The following is an 18,922-nucleotide window of genomic DNA, read 5'->3' on the forward strand; positions in this document are numbered from 1 at the left end:
CGGGAGGTAAAGATTTGCTCATGATTCAGGCATGCTTTTACAGATTACGCTGAAGGAACTTGAGTATCGTTGTATAGAGATGCTGGCGGGTCCCCTGGCCTTCCCATATCCCATGGGATCGGTTGGGATAAGACATGAGCTCAAACTGCTTCTGGTGTTCAATCAATTTATTAATCAACGCCTCAGCCCCCTGGTAATGCACGTTGTCATCCCCGGTGCCATGGATAAGCAACAGGTTGCCTTCCAGGTTTTGCGCAAAGGAGATGGGCGAGCCCCTGCGGTATCCCTCAGGATTTTCAGCCGGCAACCCCATGTAGCGCTCCTGGTAAATCGAATTGTAGTAGCGCTGATCGGGCACCGGCGCAACAGACACACCGGTACGATACAACGCCGGATAGCGGAACAGCGCATTCAGGGTCATCGAACCGCCCCCACTCCAGCCCCACATGCCAATACGATCCGCATCCACATAAGGCCACGTCATGATTTCGCGCGCAGCGGCCGCCTGGTCCGCGGATGCCAGTTCGCCAATGGACCCATACACACTTTTGCGCCAGTCTCGCCCACGCAGCGCCGGCGTGCCCCGGTTATCGATGCTGATAACGATATAGCCTTTCTGGTTTAGCATCAGGTGCCAGAGGTAGGTGCCGCCGCCCCAGCGATCAAGCACGGTTTGATTCCAGGGCTCACCGTATGTGTAAAAGAGCACCGGATATTTATTTGCAGGATCAAAGTCGGGTGGACGCATTTCATATCCGTCCAGCAGGACGCCAGCTCCAATATCTACTTTGAAAAAGCGGGTGTTGCCGGCCTCGAGCATATTGAGCCTGACCCGCAAGGGCTGGTTTTCAACGTGGGTTTCCTGAACGGTATGCGCAGGCAATGCAACGATGTCAATGGTGCTCGGGACACCAAAGGCCGAGTAGTTGTGCAACGCAAAACCGCCGTTGTCAGACAGGGTGTAGGTGTGAAAGCCGGGCTGATCTGCCGGCGTAATGCGTTCCAGGGTCCCCTCGCCATCCAGCCGGGTGCGGTACAAATAGTTCTGGGTGGGATTTTCCGGCGAAGCTTCAAAGTACAGCCAGCCGCCGGCTTCATCAACGCCATTGACTCCTTTGATATCGTACGCACCGCGGGTTACCAATTTTGCAGTGCCATCTGTACTGGAGATACGGAATACATGCCGCCATCCATCGCGCTCGCTGATCCACAGAAATTCTTCACCGCCATTGAGCCAGCGCTGACCAGGATCCCGCACATCAATCCAGGCCTCGTCTTCATCTACAAAAACGGTACGCATGGTCCCGGTATCGATGTCCCCCATGATTACTTCAAGCCGGTTTTGCTGCCGGTTCAAATGCTGCATCATGATTTCCTGCCCGTCGGGTGCCCATTCCATGCGGGCGATATAGTGGTTTCGTAAGTCGTCCGACGGTTCATACCAGGTAAAATTCATTGTCTCGAGGTCTACCACACCTACCCGACAAGAAGAGTTTGTTTCGCCGGCTTTGGGGTATTGCACCGGAATGGTATATGAATACAGCGAATCGGTATTGTTGATCATCAGAAAATCACGGACACCTAACGCATCGAGTTGCCAGAAGGCAATGTGGGTACCATCCGGACTCCAGCGAAAGCCATCTCTCAGAAAAAACTCCTCCTCATATGCCCAGTCGAACGTGCCATTGATCAACGTATCTGATCCGTTGGCTGTGATTTGCTTTATGCGACCACTGGACAATTCCTCTACATAGATGTTATGGCCTGAAACGTAGGCCACATGTCCACCATCAGGAGAGAACTTGGCAAACATCAGGCTGGAAGCCGGCAAAGAAACACCGAGTTGTCGGAGCACATCATTTTCCAGATCCAACACCCAATAATCACCACGCGTATTGGCACGCCAAACCCTTTTTGAATTGGTATAGATGAGAATCTGTTGCCTGTCAGACGACCAGGTATACCCGTGGACAGACAAAGCAGCTTCCTGTCCTTCGGGGATAAGTTGCGCGGCACTAACAAGCACCGTTTGCTCCCCAAGCGTAAGGTTGTGCAACACAATGTCATCGCCGCTTGCGTCAGAAACAGACGGCTCCAACGTTGTGTACCCGTTGCCGTCTTTGTGCCATTTAATCTGCCGGGCCGACTCACCAAAGAACTCATTGCTCGCCGTAATGCGTGCCACGGTAAGCTGAGAAAGGTCTTCCACCTCCTGGCCCTGCACTGGCAGAAGGATCGAAAAGAAAGACAGGGTACCAACGAGCAACAATGCGCCGGCCAAACGGGTCTTGTATAAGTACATGGCTATTTTTATTCGTAGAACAACATATATTTCGAATGTTCGAATATAGACATCGAACCATTGAGTTTGCATTCGGCCGTACAGTTCTTCTTTTCCAGCCCCTTCATCTTCCCAACAACACGATGACGAACCGCCTCTTGAGCTTCATTTTGTGCCTGCTCTTTCTCAGCACAGGACCTGCTGCAGCCCAACAAATGGACGCCCAAACAACACCAGCCATCACGCTTGGTATCCAGACCAGTGTTTATTCGAACATGCTTGGCGAAGAGCGGCCTATCCTTATTTATACGCCTGAAGGGTATGCGCACGGCACTGGCAAATATCCGGTCATTTACTTACTGGACGGAGACAGCCACCTGCTCCACACCGCCGGCACAACCCAGTTTCTTTCCCGAAATGGAAAAATGCCAGAAGTCATCATCGTAGGTATTCCCAACACAGAGCGTACGCGTGATCTCAAGCCGGCATTATCCACGCCAAATGACCGCTTCCCGACAGCTGGTGGCGCGGATACGTTCCTCTCCTTTATCGAAGAAGAGCTGGTGCCTTTTGTAGAGTCGAACTACCGCACCGCCGACTACCGCATTCTGATTGGACACTCATTCGGCGGTTTGTTCTCGGTAAATGCACTCCTGCAAAAACCGGATCTGTTCAACGCGCATATTTCGATTAGCCCAAGCCTGTGGTGGGACAACAAAGGGCTGCTTCCCAAAGCGGAGGCCTTCTTCGAAAAGAATCGGGGGCTCCGGAGGTTTTACTACATGACGATGGGAAATGAAGGCGGTGGGATGCTGGCCGGCGCATGGGGCTTTGCCGGCATCATGGAAGAGAAAGGCGGCCCATTTTTCAAGTGGCATTTTGAGTTAATGGAAAACGAAACGCACGGTTCGGTCCCACACCGCAGCACATACGACGGATTGGAAATGTTGTACGATGGGTGGGCGATTTCAAATTTCCGGGAAGCTGTCGCCGAAAAAGGACTTGCAGCCGTGGAAGATCACGCAAAGTCATTGTCTACCCGCTACGGATACGAAGTTGAAGTCCCTGAATCGGTGGTTAATATTGTGGGATATGAACTACTGGCACAGAACCAGATAGAAGATGCGATCAAAGTGTTTGAGCGCAACATCAAAAACTTCCCAACCTCACCCAATGTGTACGACAGCGCCGGCGACGGCTACAAAGCAAATGGTGCCATGAAGCAGGCTGCTGAGAGTTATGCAAAAGCCTGCAGCCTCGGTACCGAGACCGACCATCCGAACAAAGGGGTCTATTGCGCAAATGCTGAAGCGCTTAAAGGAGAATTGGAATAAGGGTCTATTAATCCCTCGCTTTATCTTTGCACAAACCCATCGGATTTAGGCGTCCGGTGGGTTTTTTATTTCTTGCGCCGGCCTATAAAGAATTCATGGCCAGGGCCAAGCTCGCTGTGCACAAAGGGATGGGCAGAGGCCTCAAAGCCGGCGCTCGTGATCAAATCCAACCAAACCTGGCGCGGAAAAACGCCGAGCGTGTGCCGGTCATGTACGACGCTGACCGAGTGATCTGCATCCCGCAAGGTATAGGTATAATCGACGACGTACGTATCATCATCGGGATCCGGGTCCCATTGCCACTCCATGTACCGCATACTGCGCGCCGGCCCGTCGTGTCCACCGCAATCAGTTTCCGGCTTGAACAACTCTTTTGTCTGATCAGGTACAAAGAGGGCTACGCCGCCTGGTTTACAATGTGCAAAGGCTGTTGTTATGGCCTGCTTCAAATCCACACGCGACGTCATGTACTCGATGGCATCATGGATAAACACGGCGTCAAACTGCCGGCCGAGGCGCGCCGTACGCATGTCGCCTTGTACGTGCACACATCCCGGATTCAAAGCCTTGCTGACAGCCAGCATATCCGTCGACGCATCCACAAGGGTAAGATCGAAATGCGCCTTCATGTGTGATGCGTTGTTGCCACCGCCACTGCCCAATTCGAGCAGGGTTACCAGGGTCTTTTCGGCGATGGCTTGAAGTGTACTGGTGAAAATTGCTGCTTCTTCCTCATATTCCGCGGGATCGGAAAGCAGGGGCCACCAGTGGGCCAGTTCATGATACAGTTTCATGGGGTACCCGGATGGGTTCGGGTTTCGACTTGGACAGGTAGATCAGGATGTAGCCGGCCATTAAGACATCGAATCCGATACAGGCCACAGCATACCATGCGGGCGCGATGTGCGCGCCCGGGCCGAGCAAGTGGAGCGAAACATCCCAGGCGACGTGCAAGAGCCATCCGATGGCAAGCCACCAAAAATGAAACCGGTACGCAAAGATCACAAACAGCGTATAAAACACCACCCCTGCAGCTTCAATGCCTACCCAGTACACATCTCCCAAAACAAGCCCAAAACCGATATAGATGACTGCTGCAACGATTAGCCCGGAAGCCAATACCAATCGCTCCTTAAGATCTCCCTGGGCGCGGGCGTATAAAAGAAAAATCCCGCCAGCAACAACACCTAAAAGCAGAAAAATTACTAGATGAAGCTGGGACATATAAATACAGGGTCAGGTTACTGGCTCATGGCCATAATGCGCTTTTTGCGCATGTGCGGGTCGAGGTCGCGTTTGCGGAGCCTGAACTGGTTGGGCGTTACCTCAATAAGCTCATCTTCCCGAATAAATTCAATGGCTTCTTCCAACGACATTTTGCGGGGTGTCAGCAACTTCTCAAATGAATCCGCTGAGGCAGCACGCATGTTTGTCAGTTTTTTCTCCTTGGTGATGTTCACGTCCAGGTCTTTATCGCGGCTATTCTCGCCGATGATCATGCCGTTGTATACATCTTCGGTAGGAGAGACAAACAGTTGACCACGTTCCTGCAGGTTGAGTACGGCGTAGCCTGTAACTTTGCCGGCGCGGTCAGCAATCAAGGCTCCCGAGGTTCGGTGTGTAATAGTGCCGCTCCAGGGTTTGTATTTGTCGAACAAATGCGTCAACAAACCGGTCCCTTTGGTATCGGTCAGAAACTCAGTGCGGTACCCGATGAGTCCGCGGCTAGGGATTTCAAACTCAAGGCGAACGCGGCCGGAGCCATTGTTGACCATTTTAGTCATCACGCCTTTACGCACGCCAAGCTTCTGCACAACCGTACCCATAAACTCTTCAGGTACGTCTACGAGTGCAATCTCGAAAGGCTCACATTTTTTGCCATCAACTTGCTGGGTAATAACCTGCGGCATACCCACAGAAAACTCAAAACCTTCGCGGCGCATTTGCTCGATGAGGATCGCCATTTGAAGCTCCCCACGGCCGTATACCAGGAATGAGTCGGGCGTATCGGTGGTTTCGATACGCATCGCAAGGTTGGTTTCGCCTTCCTTGGTCAGGCGATCGCGCAGGTTACGCGAGGTTACATACTGTCCTTCACGGCCACTAAACGGTGAATCGTTGATCCGAAACTCCATCGACATCGTGGGCTCGTCTACGTGCAGCGGTGGCAGAGGTACAGGATTCTCAGCATCAGCAATGCTTTCGCCAAGGCCAATGCCTGCAACGCCAGCAATTGCGATAACAGATCCAGGCCCTGCTTCGTTGACTTCAACCCTGCTCAACCCTTCATATACAAACAACGATGCAACCTGTGCTTTGGTCTGCGAGTCATCGCGGTGGCAAAGCATCACATGCTGGCGATTTTTGACTACCCCCTGCATCACGCGACCTACAGCAAGTGGCCCCAGGTAGTTGTCGGGCTGCACGTTGGTTACGAGCACCTGCAAATCTCCCGCGGCATCTCCCTCAGGAGCCGGTACGTTTTCGATAATGGTCTGGAAGAGTGGACGCAAATCCGTCAGTTCATCTTCCATGTCGGTTTTGCACTGCCCGTCTTTGGCGACCGCATACAATACCGGGAATTCAATTTGGTCTTCAGAAGCATCGAGGTCGATAAAGAGGTCGTATACCTCATTGAGTACTTCTTCGGGGCGCGCATCCTGGCGATCAATTTTGTTGATAACCACAATGGCCGGCAAATTGAGGGCGAGGGCTTTTTGCAGTACAAAACGCGTTTGCGGAAGTGGACCTTCAGCAGCATCTACAAGCAGCATGACGCCGTCAACCATGCGAAGTGTCCGTTCAACCTCACCACCAAAGTCGGCATGCCCCGGTGTATCGATAATATTAATCTTGGTCTCTTCGTAGGCCACCGCGGTATTTTTGGCCATAATCGTGATGCCCTTTTCCCGCTCGAGATCCATGGAGTCCATGACCCGCTCCTGGATGTCCTGATGGGCACCGAACGTGCCGCTTTGCCAAAGCATGGCATCAACCAGCGTGGTTTTGCCGTGATCTACGTGGGCAACAATTGCGATATTACGAAGCTGGGTAGCCATTACTTATGAACCAGGTGTATCGCCGGCATTGCGCCGGCATCTATGAAAACGGTATATACAAAAAGGCGGCCGGTACAGCAGTCGCCCCTTCTTAACCAAAAATGAGAGATAGTTGTCGGCTTGCGGTATCAAAAAGCAAGCAATGCCTCTTTCGCATGGCTCGACGCTTTGTTCCTGCTGACATCAGGCTTGGTCGTTGTTTCACTTTTGACCTCCATTTTACCCTGATTAACGTGTCGTGAAGCCAGCTTTTTTCCTATTTTCCTAGCGCACAACCAACATACAGCCCAATATGAACAAGCAATGGCTCCTGGCCAGCCGCCCCGTAGGCAACCCGCAACCCGCAAATTTTGAATGGCAAGAACGCGCTATTCCCGACCTTCAGGAAGAGGAGGTATGCGTACGCGTACTCCAGCTCTCGCTCGATCCTGCAAGCCGAGGGTGGATGATGGATATAAAGTCATACCTCCCGCCGGTAGCGCTTGGCGCCGTGATGCGCGGCATTGGGATTGGCGTGGTTGAAACATCCCGTAGCGCATCCCTCCCCGTAGGTACCCTTGTTCAGGGCATGCTTGGCTGGCAGACGCATTGCGTGACGCCGGCCAGCAGGATGACACCCCTGCCCGAAATCCCGGGTATCCCACTGGACGCCTACCTTGGCGTGCTCAGCCATATTGGGCTGACCGCGTACTTTGGATTGCTGGATATCACGGACCCCAAACCAGGAGAAACCCTGGTTGTCTCTGCTGCTGCCGGTGCAGTGGGTTCGCTGGTCGGACAAATAGGCAAAATCAAAGGGTGTCGCGTTGTTGGAATTGCCGGCACCGATGAAAAGTGTGACTGGATCACGAACACATTAGGATTTGACGATGCCATCAATTACAAAACGACGCAGGTGCCGGCCGGCCTGAAAAAGGCCTGTCCGGATGGCATTGATATTTATTTCGAAAACGTGGGGGGCCCGATCCTGGATGCGGTGCTCGCGCAAATGAACTTGCACGGACGAATTTCTGTTTGTGGCATGATCTCGCAATATAACGCGACGGAGCCCGTGCCCGGCCCCTACAACTTCATCTCGGTTATCGCCAAGCGACTCCGCATACAGGGCTTTATTGTACTGGACTATATGGATCGGAGCGAAGAGTGCATGATGCAGATGGCCCAATGGATCGGCGCCGGCAAACTGAAATACCGTGTAGATATTGTAGATGGCCTCAATGCAGCACCTGATGCGTTAAACAAGTTGTTTAATGGTTCAAATCAGGGGAAACTAATTGTTAAGGTTTCTGAAAGGTAAATGGTTTAGAAATGGCTTAATATGTGCAGACCACGTATTAAATCCTTGCTTAACGCCACTCTACCCAAATCCCTTTTGCAATGTTGACAAAGTTATCGGAAGAAGAAATCAGTGAACACCTGGGCACCCTCGACCAGTGGTCTCTTGTAAATGGCAAGTTATGCCGCGCGTACCAGTTCAATGATTTCATCGAGGCATTTGGCTTTATGACCCGGGCTGCTATTGTTGCAGAGTCCATGAACCACCATCCTGAATGGTTCAACGTCTATAATAAAGTCAATGTGGAACTCACCACACATGACATCGACGGCATCAGCAACTACGACTTCCAACTGGCCGCCCGCATGGAGCAGTTGGCTACAGGTTCTTGAGGAATGTTGCGTGCTGCGAATTAAGGGTTAGAAGCATGATCCATGTTTTTTCGTGTTTTCGTGCTTCTGTTTTGCATTACCACGGCACAGGTAACAATGCTTTTGTATGCGTCTTTTGCAAAAAAAGAATATCAATCGGCACTCGAAAATCGGCATTAAACGCAACCTTTAATTCGCATTGTTCGATATTCAACAGCCGCGCCTAGCTTTCCCTTAGGGCAAGGCGAATAAGGTCTTCTGCTGACTGAATTCCCGGGTTAGCGCGCAGGACTTTGCGCAGGTTGCGTTCTGCTGCTGCGCGGCTCAAACCGAGGGCTTCAAGTGCAGCAAGGGCGTCGGCACGTGCGGTATTTTTAGAATCACCGCCACCGCTTGTCATACTACCACCGCCAAGACCATCTACCTTGATGAGCTTATCTTTTAGCTCAACCACCATCCGTTCTGCGACCTTTTTACCAACGCCTGGAATTTTGGTCAGAAAAGCCGTATCACCCTCTACAATTTTATCGCGCAGCTCTCCGGGGCGCATGGCGGAAAGTGCAGCCAACGCGAGCTTGGGACCGATACCGGATACCCCCAGCATAATTTCAAAAATGGTACGTTCGGACCGCGAAGCAAATCCAAAAAGCAACAGGGCATCTTCGCGTACATGTTGGTAGGTAAATACTTTGGCTACTTCACCGACAGCAGGTAATTTTTCATACGTAGACGTTGGGATGAGTACATGGTAGCCAACCCCCTGCACGTCGATCACTGTATCCGTAGGACGCTTCTCAGCCAGTTTACCGGAAAGGTATGCAATCATTGTATTCTTCTTTTTCCTGTGCCTTAACTGCGTGCCGTCTCTGTGGCAACCGCATTAGGCCGGTTCCATCGCATAACAATCGGAAGCCGGCGCCCAACCCCAAATGCTTTCTTCGAAACGCGAAGTCCCGGAGGCGCTTGCCGGCGCTTGTATTCGTTGCGATCGACCTTTTTGAGCAAATCATGCACAAAGTCGGTTTCCCATCCCGTTGCTTCTACAATTTGGTCCAGGTCCATTTGCTCTTCAATATACAAACGCAGGACTTCATCCAGCACCGGGTACGGCGGCAGAGAATCTTCGTCTTTCTGATCTGGTCGGAGTTCAGCTGAAGGAGGCTTGGTAATGGTATTTCGGGGAATCATCTCGCGCCCGGCAGCCTCATTGATGTACTCCGCGAGCGCAAAAACCTGCATTTTGAACACATCTGCAAGCACAGCAAGGCCCCCGTTCATGTCGCCATACAATGTAGCGTAGCCAACAGACATTTCACTCTTGTTGCCTGTTGTGAGCAACAGATGGTTAAACTTGTTTGAAAGCGCCATCAGGGTCACCCCCCGTGTGCGGGCCTGGATATTTTCTTCAGCAACACCTGGTTTGGTATCAGCAAATACCCCGGTTAACATTTCATCGAAGGCAGCAACCGCCGGCACGATGGCAATGTTATGGAAGGCAATCTCGTACGCCTCGGCAAGTGCCACAGAGTCATCAACCGAACCGGAAGAGGAGTACCTGGATGGCATGGTCACCCCCACAACACGGTCCGCACCGAGGGCATTTACAGCCAGGGCACAGGTCACGGCAGAGTCAATTCCGCCAGACAACCCGATGAGTGCTTTCGAAAAGGCGCCGGTTTTCTCAAAGTAATCGCGAATGCCCATAACGAGGGCATCATGGAGTTGGGCGATATCAGGAGATGCAGTGTTTGTGTCGGAAGATTCCGGCGCGTGCGCAGCTTCCATATCCCAAACGAGTAAAGCTTCTTCAAAAGAAGGTGCATTTAAAAGCAGATTGCCGGCGGCATCGTGTACGCGGCTGTCACCATCAAAGACAATTTCAGTGTTGGCCCCGACCTGATTCACATAAACAAAGGGCAGGCTATGCTCCAGGCAATTTTCTGCGATAAGGCGGTTACGCACAGCGTGTTTTCCAGTATAAAACGGAGAAGCACTGATGTTGATAAACAGGTCAGCTCCTTGCGCTGCAAGTGCGTCAATCGGGTTTTCATCATATAAATGATAAGGGACCTGCTCCTCGTTATTCCACATGTCTTCGCAAACATGGATGCCAAACTTGTAACCCCGCCACGAAAAAGGCGCGCACGTATCAGCCGGCTCAAAGTACCGGTTTTCATCGAACACGTCATAGGTTGGCAGGAGTTGCTTTTTAACGACAGCGAGTTGCTTGCCACCCTCATAAAACAGGGCCGCGTTAAAAAGACGTTTTCCCATACTGGCTTCATTGCGAACAGGTGCACCGATTAGTACGCCGAGTTCTGCGGGCACAGCACCGGCGATGTCATCGAGGGTTTGTTCAACAGCATCCAGAAAAAGCCGGCTCTCAAGCAGGTCTTGTGGCGGGTATCCGGTCACCGCCAACTCGGGAAATATCACCAGGGCTGCACCCTGGCCGTGCGCCCGGTGTGCAAAGTCGATAATTTTCTGGCGATTCCCTGCTAGATCGCCTACAATAGGGTTGATCTGGGCTAAAGCTATTTTCATGTGACACAGCAAGTATATTTATCGGGAATCGAATGCCATCCAGCAATGAATCGTTCCTGAATTTCGCTGTTGCTTGCCTGCGCACAAAACAAGCCGCCATTTTCTATCCATGAGCAAAGCAAGGTATCTCAAACGTCTCGCGACAATCGAACAGCAAAAAACAGCACTGTTGCATCGTGTCGAAAAGCTTTCTGGCGATACCCTGAATGTCCGTCCCACACCTGATACATGGTCTATTCTGGAAATTATAGAACACATGATCCTGGCTGAGCATCATGTATTTCGGGGACTCCCTGCCCTAGAGGCCATCACGCATCACAAACGAACACCGGTTAATTACGTGGTTTACCTGATGGTCCTGGGCATCCTGCGTTTTCATATTCCAGTAGCTGTACCAGCAAAAGACATGCGGCCATCCGGGGCTCTCACACTCACTACGCTGCGGGAAAGGTGGGACCAAAATCACCAATGGCTGCGGGCCTACCTGAACAGCCAGTCCATTCAAGGACTGCGCCGTGCCGTGTTTACGCACCCGGCATCCGGGCCAATGTCCACGCGGCAAATGTTTGCCATGATGGAAGCACACATGGATCGGCATGTAGATCAGATTAACAAACGACTTTAGGGTGTGTCGACAATTTGCAGGTAGAAGAGCGGTCATTTTGTTCATATCATGGCGCTTTTTGTGTTTAATGCAGCCATCTGATGCAAAAAGGAACGCAGATATGGGCCCAAAGGGCACATTATGCATTTTACAAGCTGATGGTCCACATACCCTAACAAAACGAATACGGTCTATAGGCGTTTGAACAATCGCCGGCTAACTAAAATGAACCGGGCCGGCCTATACCACAGGTAAAACACGTAGTAGCATCCCGGGTACCCTGACGTGAAAAAACTGTTTTTGATTGTCGTATTGATCCTCGCTGCATACGTGTATGCGCAGCAGGAAAACGCTGGCTCGTCCTCTTCAACAGAAGACGTGGTTGCTGATGCACAACAAATTAAAGCCGCGTTTGATCGCCAGCAAAGCGATGTGCAGGTAGCCGGCACCGGACAGGTTTCCCGCTTGTTATCAGATGACAATGAAGGCAGCCGGCACCAGCGGTTTATTGTCATGCTACCAACCGGACAAACAGTACTCATTGCGCACAACATCGACCTTGCACCAAGGATTGATGCACTGCGGCAAGGCGACCAGGTCAGTTTTTATGGTGAGTACGAATGGAATCCCCAAGGCGGTGTGGTACATTGGACCCATCATGATCCCGCTGGCCGGCATCCGGGAGGATGGGTTGAGCATCAGGGCCAGCGTTATGAATGACAAGCCGCATGAATAGTCCACAACACAAATCGATCACGTGCGCCAGCATGCAGCCAATATCTTGCACGCTACCTGATGGCCTGGAGGTTACCATTCGCAGCGTAACCCCGGATGACCGTGAGCATTTCCCAGCCGGCATGCGGGCCCTCTCTGCGCGATCACGGTACCACCGATTCAACACGTACCGCAACAACCTCACAGAAGCACAAATCAGATACCTTACCGAAATCGACCAGGTTAATCATGTTGCCCTGTGCGTTTCATGTACAACAGACGCTGAAGAAATAGGCATTGGCGTTGGCCGCTTCGTACGACAGCCGGCAAACAAACAACAGGCCGAACTTGCGCTTACCGTAATCGATGCCTACCAAAAACAGGGCGTAGGCACACTGCTCATGGCCGCCCTTTGCAGACTGGCCTCAGCGCAAAACATCTCAACCTTCACTTTGCGCATTCATGCCAACAGGTTTGCGCTCATCAAGCGACTGGCGGCCCTGGATGCGCGCGTAGTTGCACATCAACAAGGTGTACTCGAAATGGAACTTCCTGTTGTAAAACAGGATATCCTTCAACTATACACGAGTCCCCAAGCCCATCAAGTCTACCAGCAAGTCTATCAGGCATTCTCTGTCTGAATCATCAGGAAGATGAGCCGGCGCGTACGTGAGACGCAACGCGTGCCACGAATACATTTATACCTCTTCTCCTGAAGATCATCTCAGTCCGTATTCATGAAACACAAGAAGCCGGAAAGCGACTGGAAGTTAAAGTTGCGATACGGCAAACTGCGAACACCTTATAAACATTTTACCATTCTTGCAGAAGGCAGAATGGCGCAGGCCGACAATGCCTTTGCATGTCCTGTAGGCCCCGCATGGATGACAATGAAATCCTGGGCTACCAATGTTGATGAGGGCGGAAACATGATTCAGGCGATGGGTAAAGAACTGGGCTTTGAAATCACAGGCAAAATTGAAATATACCAGACCGAGCCCAATCAACCACCACGCGACAAACCCTATGGGTATGATATCGCCTTCAATCCTTTTGACGACGCCGTGGCGTAACCAACCCGCAGGATCCCCCATGCCTTCCTTTTCTATGCATTTTAGAATACTTACCCTGCTCCTCCTGCTATGCTGCCAGCCTATGCTGTCGCAGCCCCTATACGGCCAGGAAAGTATACAAGTGCCACTTAGTGAGCGTCTAGGGGACACCATCGAGACAGAAGAGAAAAACTACTTTGGGCTGTTTCCCCTCTATCCCAATTTCCAGTCAGCACGCCTTTATCAGGTTAACGAAACCCTGTACCGGCTCCGATTACAGCTGCTTGATGGTGACCAGATTTCAGAAGCAGTTATTGAATTGGACAATAACCGTCTGGCCGCAATTCAGCACTATATCGATAACTTTGAAACGTTATTCGACAATGAACAGAGCGTTGCGTGGGGATATGTTATCAAGGTTGCCAATCCGGTATGGCACATCAACAGGAAATCACCAAGCGTGGAAGCAACCCTTGTAGACAAGTCGCGCCGGCGCGGACAGTTGCTCTACGTAAATGAAGATGTACTCGTATTGAGCAAGCAACGTGCGTTGAACAGCTGGCCCGATGCGGATGACGTAGTGGTTTTACCACGTTCAAGCCTCTTTCGCGTGCAGATTGAAGTGCCCCGCAAGATTGGGGCGCTACGCACATACGGCGCAGTCCTCTACAACGATTCTACAGCCTTTGCCCGGCACATTGCAGCATCATTTAAAGATGTCGCAGCACTACCGGCGTTTATGGCCCCAGAACTTGAGTCGCGTATTCAGGAAACCCTCGCAGCACAGCCCAATACACGGGCATTAGGGCCAGGCAATGCCAAAAAAATAAAACGTACCTGGCGACATTGGGACCTCGCAATGACAAGCCGGCTGCGTGGCCTGAATGTCCAATCAGCTATGAAACTCTTTTTTGATGGTCAAGACAGCGGACGTCGCGATTTATACTTTGCGTCACCATCAATTCAACTGGATTATTACCAAAGCCTCACCCTCCGCACCGATCTGATTGGCCGGCTGCAATACCGTCCACGATACGCGCTTCAGGACACCCGACAACTCGATGGCCTGGTTGGGCTTTTGGTAGCGGTTGATGCGCCTGAAAAATCGTTCTTTCAGCTTTCGGGGGTTTCATTTGATTTACTCTGGAGCTACAACTTCATGTCTCCTGCCAGCCGGCTGCAGTCGCTACAAAACCCAAAATTTCTCGACCGTACCGAAATGCGCATTGAAGCAGGGCCAACCTTCTCCTATCTCCACTTTGACACCCGTGCAACACAGACAGATTTGCCCCGTTTTTACACCGATTTTGCTCCACAAAACCAAACCATCTACGCCTCTACATTTGAAGTTGGTGGATATTTTGGTGCAAAAATGACGCATGCCATCAACCGCTGGCTCGCCGTAGGGCTGAACCTTAGCGTTGTAGCATTCCCATCCCTTGAAATTGACTATAGCGACAGCCGCAACCCATTACAGGACAACCGTACTTTTGAATTCCAGCCGCTCGTTGCCAAATCCGATTTCTTTTACGACGCCTCACTCGCGCTTCGATTCCGTATCTATCTGTAAGGCGCTTTGGCCAAACTGGGTGCCGGCGCCACATGCGGTGTAATGAGTGTATACAGCTTTCAACGTATACCTCATCATCAATGCAAAAAACCAGCATCTTCTTTTTGCTGCTTACAGGTTTCATGAGTTCCTCAGGTACCCTACTGACGAGCAATGCCCAGGATGGACAACAGGCTTACCTCGAGGCTACCTCTTATATCAATAAAGATCACCCAGCAATAATCGCGGCTACCCAAGAGGTAATATCCACGGCCCAAACCCAGCGGCAAAAAGCAGTTCAAATACATGATTTTGTACGTGATCACATCGCGTTTGGCTGGCATGGTAAATTTTACAAGCAAAAAGCCTCCGAGGTATTGCGCGCCGGCGTCGGATACTGCAACACCAAAAGTACTTTATTTATCGCCATGCTACGTGCTGCAGGCATTCCTGCACGGCAACACTTTGTAAATATCAACGCCCGCATAATCAGCGACTTCATCTCTCCAGGCACCCCTTATGTGGATCATTCTTACACAGAAGTTTTCCTGGACAACAAGTGGATAGCTGTCGACAGTTATATCATCGATCGTTCCTTGTTTGAGGTTGCCAAAGCTAAACTAGACGCTGAAAGTAAATTGCTGGGCTACGGCATCCACCGCAACGGCTCCTCAATATGGGATGGAAAAACGGATGCTTTTTCCCAGTTTCTGGACGATGGCAGCATTCCAAACTTGACAACAACGGACTATGGCGTCTATTCTGACGTCAATGGTTTTTATGCCGGTGGCAAGCGCGCAAATAATTTGAATGTCATCACAGGCTTGTTTGTCCGGCTCGCTGTTGGTCCCGCCAACAAAAAAATAGCAGCGCTGCGTAGCACGGCACCCTAAACAAGTTGCCCTTAACACATCAAACCCATGTCGGACCATCTGATCAAGCACGCCCGACAGGGCCTCGTCATTTTTTGCGGCGCCGGGGTATCGATGGTCCCGCCAACCTGCCTGCCTTCATGGTGGCATATGAACGAAGAAGTAATCCGGGCGCTGTGTTCGCAAGTGGCGATATACTGTGGAGAAGACAAAACAACGGCATGGGCTGACGCAATTAACGCCCGACGCAACAGCCGGCGCTTCCCGCCCGAGTTTCAGGCAGAGCTCATCACCAAACATTTTGGCGACAGGTATTTCGAGGTGCTTTCGTGCCTGGATGGCAACACCCCCAACGCAGTACATCTTGCCATTGCCGAGTTAGCCAAAGCCGGCCACGTAAGCGCAGTCATTACAACCAATTTTGACCAGGTACTGGAAGCTGCTTTTTCTCAGGTTGATGCTCCGGTAGATGTGCATTTTAGTAAGCAACATTTTGAAGCACTTGCCACTTCGCTCGACAGCGCGTTTGAGCAGCCGGCGTGTCAATTGCTGAAGCTGCACGGCTCGGTTGCAGACCACCATACCCTGGTGGATACCCTCGCGCAACGTATGCGCGGGCTCCCACTCTCCGTCATCACCTGTATTGATCACCTGCTCTCGCGTTACCACTGGCTTTTTATGGGTTTTTCCGGTGGTGACCTGGAGGGTAACCCGGACTACCTGCGACTGCGGCCGATGACAGAACAGGCGGCTGGTTTTACCTGGCTTGTAAGAGATGCGTCAACTACTGAGCCTATCGAAGCGGTCGCAGCGCTACGCGACCTTTATGGCGCTAAAGCTTCCACGCCACGTGGAGAATTGCCGGCGTGGTTTTTCGATCAATTTGATGCGTTACTGCCAACAGGTTTGCAACCCGCCACACCTGATCCCGACGACGTCGCAGCACGCAAACGCGTCGCAGCTGAAGCAGTTGTGCAACATACCCACACCTGGGCTACAGAAAGAGGCCCGGTGCGCGCCGCATTGGTCATTGCAGATATTCTGTCATTTGCTGTCGGAATGCCTGATGAGGCCCGTCGTTTACTCGAGCAGGTGCTAAGCGAGGTAACACCAGCGGAGCGAGCATTTGTGGTTGTCAGCAACAGCCTCGCCAATTTGCTCATTAATCAAGGGGGACTGGATCAAGCAACCGTACTGCTGCAAAATGCCATTGCCCAACTCACACCAACCCAACAGGCAGATCAAGCTGATCTAAAGAGTACGCTTGGGTTGGTTATGCAAACCCGCGGCAATTACCAAGAGGCCCTGGACCTGTTTGAGCAAACGTATCAATTTGCACTTGAGCAAGCTGATGATCGCCGGCAAGGCATTGCGTTGCACAACAAAGCCATGGCACTTACCGCAATGGGTAACCTGGATGCTGCCAGGACGTGTTATGAAACTGAGCTGTCGCTTGTCCGCACACAAGGAGACGCAGTCGCGCAGGCACAGGTACTGAATAACCTCGGCGAATTGCTACAGCAGCAAAACCTGTTTGGGGAAGCGACACGACATTTGCGAGATGCCATCAAACTACGCGAACGCCTCGGCAATGACCGGGGTGTGGCTCACTGCCTGGGTAATCTGGCGGTCGTGCAATATCGCCAGGGAAATGCAGCAGAAGCAAACCAATCGCACATCCATATCCTGTCTATTTTCAGGAAACTTGGTGACCGGCCAAATGAAATCCTCACCCTGAACAACCTCGCCGACTTTGCGCGACAGGCAGAAGACCTCGATGGAGCGGTGGCATACGCCGAGCAAGGCCTGCAACTGGCTGCTACATACAAGCTCGACGCGGAATATCTGCAATGCCAGTGGAAGCTGGCAGACATTTTTGATGCAGCCGGCCGCATTGAGGAAGCAAAACAACGCTACCTGGAAATACAGGCGGCTTACAAAGCTGCTGAATTAAAAAACAAGGAAGCAGAAGTAAGCAACGCGCTCGGTGTTATGCTGTGGCGGCACAACCAGTTGGACGAAGCTGCTACGCAATTTGAACAGGCCATTCTGCTGTACGAGGCGCTGTCACAACCTGTTAGTCGCGCGGCAGCCCTCGGCAATCTTGCGCTGGTACACCGGCAACGCGGCGACCTGCAACAAGCCTTTACCCTGTTACAGGAAAAACTTGATGTAGCAACGGCCCACAATGCGCCGGCTGAAGCAGCAAATGCGCTGTACAACATGGGGTCAATGTTACACGAACAGGGGCAACTGGAGGATGCATTAAATGCCTTCAACCATGCACAAACGATTCTCGTGAACCTGGGCTTCAATCCACAGGCCGTAGATATCTTATCCGTCATGGGGCAAATTTGCGGACTAGACGGGAAGATCAGTCAGAGTTTGCACTGGTTCGACCAGGCCATCCCGCTCGTGCAAGGAGTGCAACTACAGACACAGGTAACCCAGCGCATGGCATCTGTGCTTGAACTGCTCCTAAAAAGTGGGCATCAGGATCTCGCGAAGGAATACATCTCCAGGATGCAGCAACTGGGCGCGGAAATTAGTATTGATGGCTTGTAGGCCGTGGCTACTTCCAGGCAGGTACTGGGCGCAGCTCAAATGTAAAATACGACGAACCGCACAGTTAGCGGTTGTTCATCATCCATAAGGTGCCTACCTTTTCAATACCCGCCAGATGATTGCTTTACCACCTGACACCCCAATGCAGACTCGACCCATCGCATCCCTGTTTCTTACCACTTTTTTTACGCTTGTTCTTTCAGGATGCACCCCGGAAGCATCATCTTCATCAACGCAGGAAGCCACACCAACAGCGCGAGTTGCTGTTGATGCCGGCGTTATTGTAGCCGACATCAATGCATCCCTGATTTTTTACCGGGACTTGCTGGGCCTCCCAGTTGTGGCGGATATAACTACATCCCTCATCGGCAAAGGCCGCATGGTTCAATTAAAACACGGGGCCTCGCTCATCAAGCTGGTACAGATGGAAGCCATGCCGGAAGCTACAACAGCTACAGGCATTACTACGACGGTTGGCTATCGGTATATCACGCTAATGGTTGAAGACATGGCAACTATCGTAGCAAAAACAGAGGCTGCAGGTACGCCGGTTTTCTTACCCCTGACCACCCTGGGCAATGGCGCGCAAATTTATATGGTGGAAGATCCGGAAGGTAACATTGTTGAATTTGTTGAGGAACCGGTGTAACCCCCACATTTATCTGCGTGTAAACATTACAAACTAAAGGAAATTTCCGGCG

17 protein-coding genes are annotated in these 18,922 nt (G+C 51.6%); 11 read left to right on the top strand and 6 right to left on the bottom strand.

Translation table 11 applies throughout. The features are described from left to right. Positions 1-37 precede the first annotated feature (37 nt). Positions 38-2,302, bottom strand: a complete 2,265-nt coding sequence (locus AAF564_07300) for a S9 family peptidase (GenBank protein MEM8485339.1) — start codon at positions 2,300-2,302, stop codon at positions 38-40. A gap of 122 nt (positions 2,303-2,424) precedes the next feature. Here AAF564_07300 and AAF564_07305 point away from each other — a divergent pair, with 122 nt between their 5' ends. Next, the gene (locus AAF564_07305) at positions 2,425-3,615 is read left to right on the top strand and encodes an alpha/beta hydrolase-fold protein (protein ID MEM8485340.1); all 1,191 of its coding nucleotides are present in this window, start codon (positions 2,425-2,427) and stop codon (positions 3,613-3,615) included. 65 nt (positions 3,616-3,680) lie between these two features. Here the strand turns inward: AAF564_07305 and AAF564_07310 are convergent, their stop codons facing one another. From AAF564_07310 to typA, 3 genes are read right to left on the bottom strand one after another with little or no spacing between them, the layout of a single operon-like run. Then, positions 3,681-4,409, bottom strand: a complete 729-nt coding sequence (locus tag AAF564_07310) for a class I SAM-dependent methyltransferase (GenBank protein MEM8485341.1) — start codon at positions 4,407-4,409, stop codon at positions 3,681-3,683. Then, positions 4,393-4,839 (bottom strand): DUF6010 family protein, encoded by a 447-nt coding sequence (locus AAF564_07315; protein ID MEM8485342.1) that lies wholly within the window; start codon positions 4,837-4,839, stop codon positions 4,393-4,395. Before AAF564_07315 ends, AAF564_07310 begins: the two co-directional genes overlap by 17 nt. Positions 4,840-4,856: 17 nt before the next feature. Further along, a complete protein-coding gene (gene typA, locus AAF564_07320; protein MEM8485343.1) occupies positions 4,857-6,674 on the bottom strand; it encodes a translational GTPase TypA in 1,818 nt (605 codons plus the stop codon). Between the two features lie 292 nt (positions 6,675-6,966). Here typA and AAF564_07325 point away from each other — a divergent pair, with 292 nt between their 5' ends. Both AAF564_07325 and AAF564_07330 read left to right on the top strand, forming a co-directional pair. Further along, positions 6,967-7,971, top strand: a complete 1,005-nt coding sequence (locus tag AAF564_07325) for an NADP-dependent oxidoreductase (GenBank protein MEM8485344.1) — start codon at positions 6,967-6,969, stop codon at positions 7,969-7,971. A gap of 80 nt (positions 7,972-8,051) precedes the next feature. Continuing rightward, on the top strand, positions 8,052-8,342 hold the full coding sequence (locus AAF564_07330) for a 4a-hydroxytetrahydrobiopterin dehydratase (GenBank protein ID MEM8485345.1): 291 nt from the start codon (positions 8,052-8,054) through the stop codon (positions 8,340-8,342). A gap of 202 nt (positions 8,343-8,544) precedes the next feature. Here AAF564_07330 and ruvA read toward each other — a convergent pair whose 3' ends face one another. Both ruvA and AAF564_07340 read right to left on the bottom strand, forming a co-directional pair. Further along, positions 8,545-9,147 carry a Holliday junction branch migration protein RuvA gene (gene ruvA, locus AAF564_07335; GenBank protein MEM8485346.1) on the bottom strand — a complete coding sequence of 201 codons (603 nt, stop codon included), beginning with the start codon at positions 9,145-9,147 and terminating at the stop codon, positions 8,545-8,547. Between the two features lie 23 nt (positions 9,148-9,170). Continuing rightward, positions 9,171-10,865: an NAD+ synthase gene (locus AAF564_07340; protein ID MEM8485347.1), complete on the bottom strand. Its 1,695-nt coding sequence runs from the start codon at positions 10,863-10,865 to the stop codon at positions 9,171-9,173. 109 nt (positions 10,866-10,974) lie between these two features. Here AAF564_07340 and AAF564_07345 point away from each other — a divergent pair, with 109 nt between their 5' ends. The 8 genes from AAF564_07345 to AAF564_07380 all read left to right on the top strand — a co-directional run bounded on the left by AAF564_07345 (position 10,975) and on the right by AAF564_07380 (position 18,870). Continuing rightward, on the top strand, positions 10,975-11,490 hold the full coding sequence (locus tag AAF564_07345) for a DinB family protein (GenBank protein ID MEM8485348.1): 516 nt from the start codon (positions 10,975-10,977) through the stop codon (positions 11,488-11,490). Between the two features lie 264 nt (positions 11,491-11,754). Beyond that, positions 11,755-12,189 (top strand): DUF3465 domain-containing protein, encoded by a 435-nt coding sequence (locus AAF564_07350; GenBank protein MEM8485349.1) that lies wholly within the window; start codon positions 11,755-11,757, stop codon positions 12,187-12,189. Between the two features lie 47 nt (positions 12,190-12,236). Next, positions 12,237-12,824 carry a GNAT family N-acetyltransferase gene (locus AAF564_07355; protein MEM8485350.1) on the top strand — a complete coding sequence of 196 codons (588 nt, stop codon included), beginning with the start codon at positions 12,237-12,239 and terminating at the stop codon, positions 12,822-12,824. 96 nt (positions 12,825-12,920) lie between these two features. Continuing rightward, positions 12,921-13,256, top strand: a complete 336-nt coding sequence (locus AAF564_07360) for a hypothetical protein (protein ID MEM8485351.1) — start codon at positions 12,921-12,923, stop codon at positions 13,254-13,256. A 19-nt stretch (positions 13,257-13,275) separates the two neighbouring features. After that, on the top strand, positions 13,276-14,805 hold the full coding sequence (locus AAF564_07365; GenBank protein MEM8485352.1) for a hypothetical protein: 1,530 nt from the start codon (positions 13,276-13,278) through the stop codon (positions 14,803-14,805). Between the two features lie 80 nt (positions 14,806-14,885). Continuing rightward, positions 14,886-15,677: a transglutaminase-like domain-containing protein gene (locus AAF564_07370; protein MEM8485353.1), complete on the top strand. Its 792-nt coding sequence runs from the start codon at positions 14,886-14,888 to the stop codon at positions 15,675-15,677. Between the two features lie 27 nt (positions 15,678-15,704). Continuing rightward, a complete protein-coding gene (locus tag AAF564_07375; GenBank protein ID MEM8485354.1) occupies positions 15,705-18,221 on the top strand; it encodes a tetratricopeptide repeat protein in 2,517 nt (838 codons plus the stop codon). A 142-nt stretch (positions 18,222-18,363) separates the two neighbouring features. Then, entirely contained in the window at positions 18,364-18,870 is a 507-nt protein-coding gene (locus tag AAF564_07380; protein ID MEM8485355.1) for a VOC family protein, read from the top strand. The last annotated feature ends 52 nt before the right edge of the window (positions 18,871-18,922 follow it).

The sequence above is a fragment of the Bacteroidota bacterium genome, from assembly GCA_039111535.1.
Taxonomy (GTDB): Bacteria; Bacteroidota; Rhodothermia; order Rhodothermales; family JAHQVL01; genus JBCCIM01.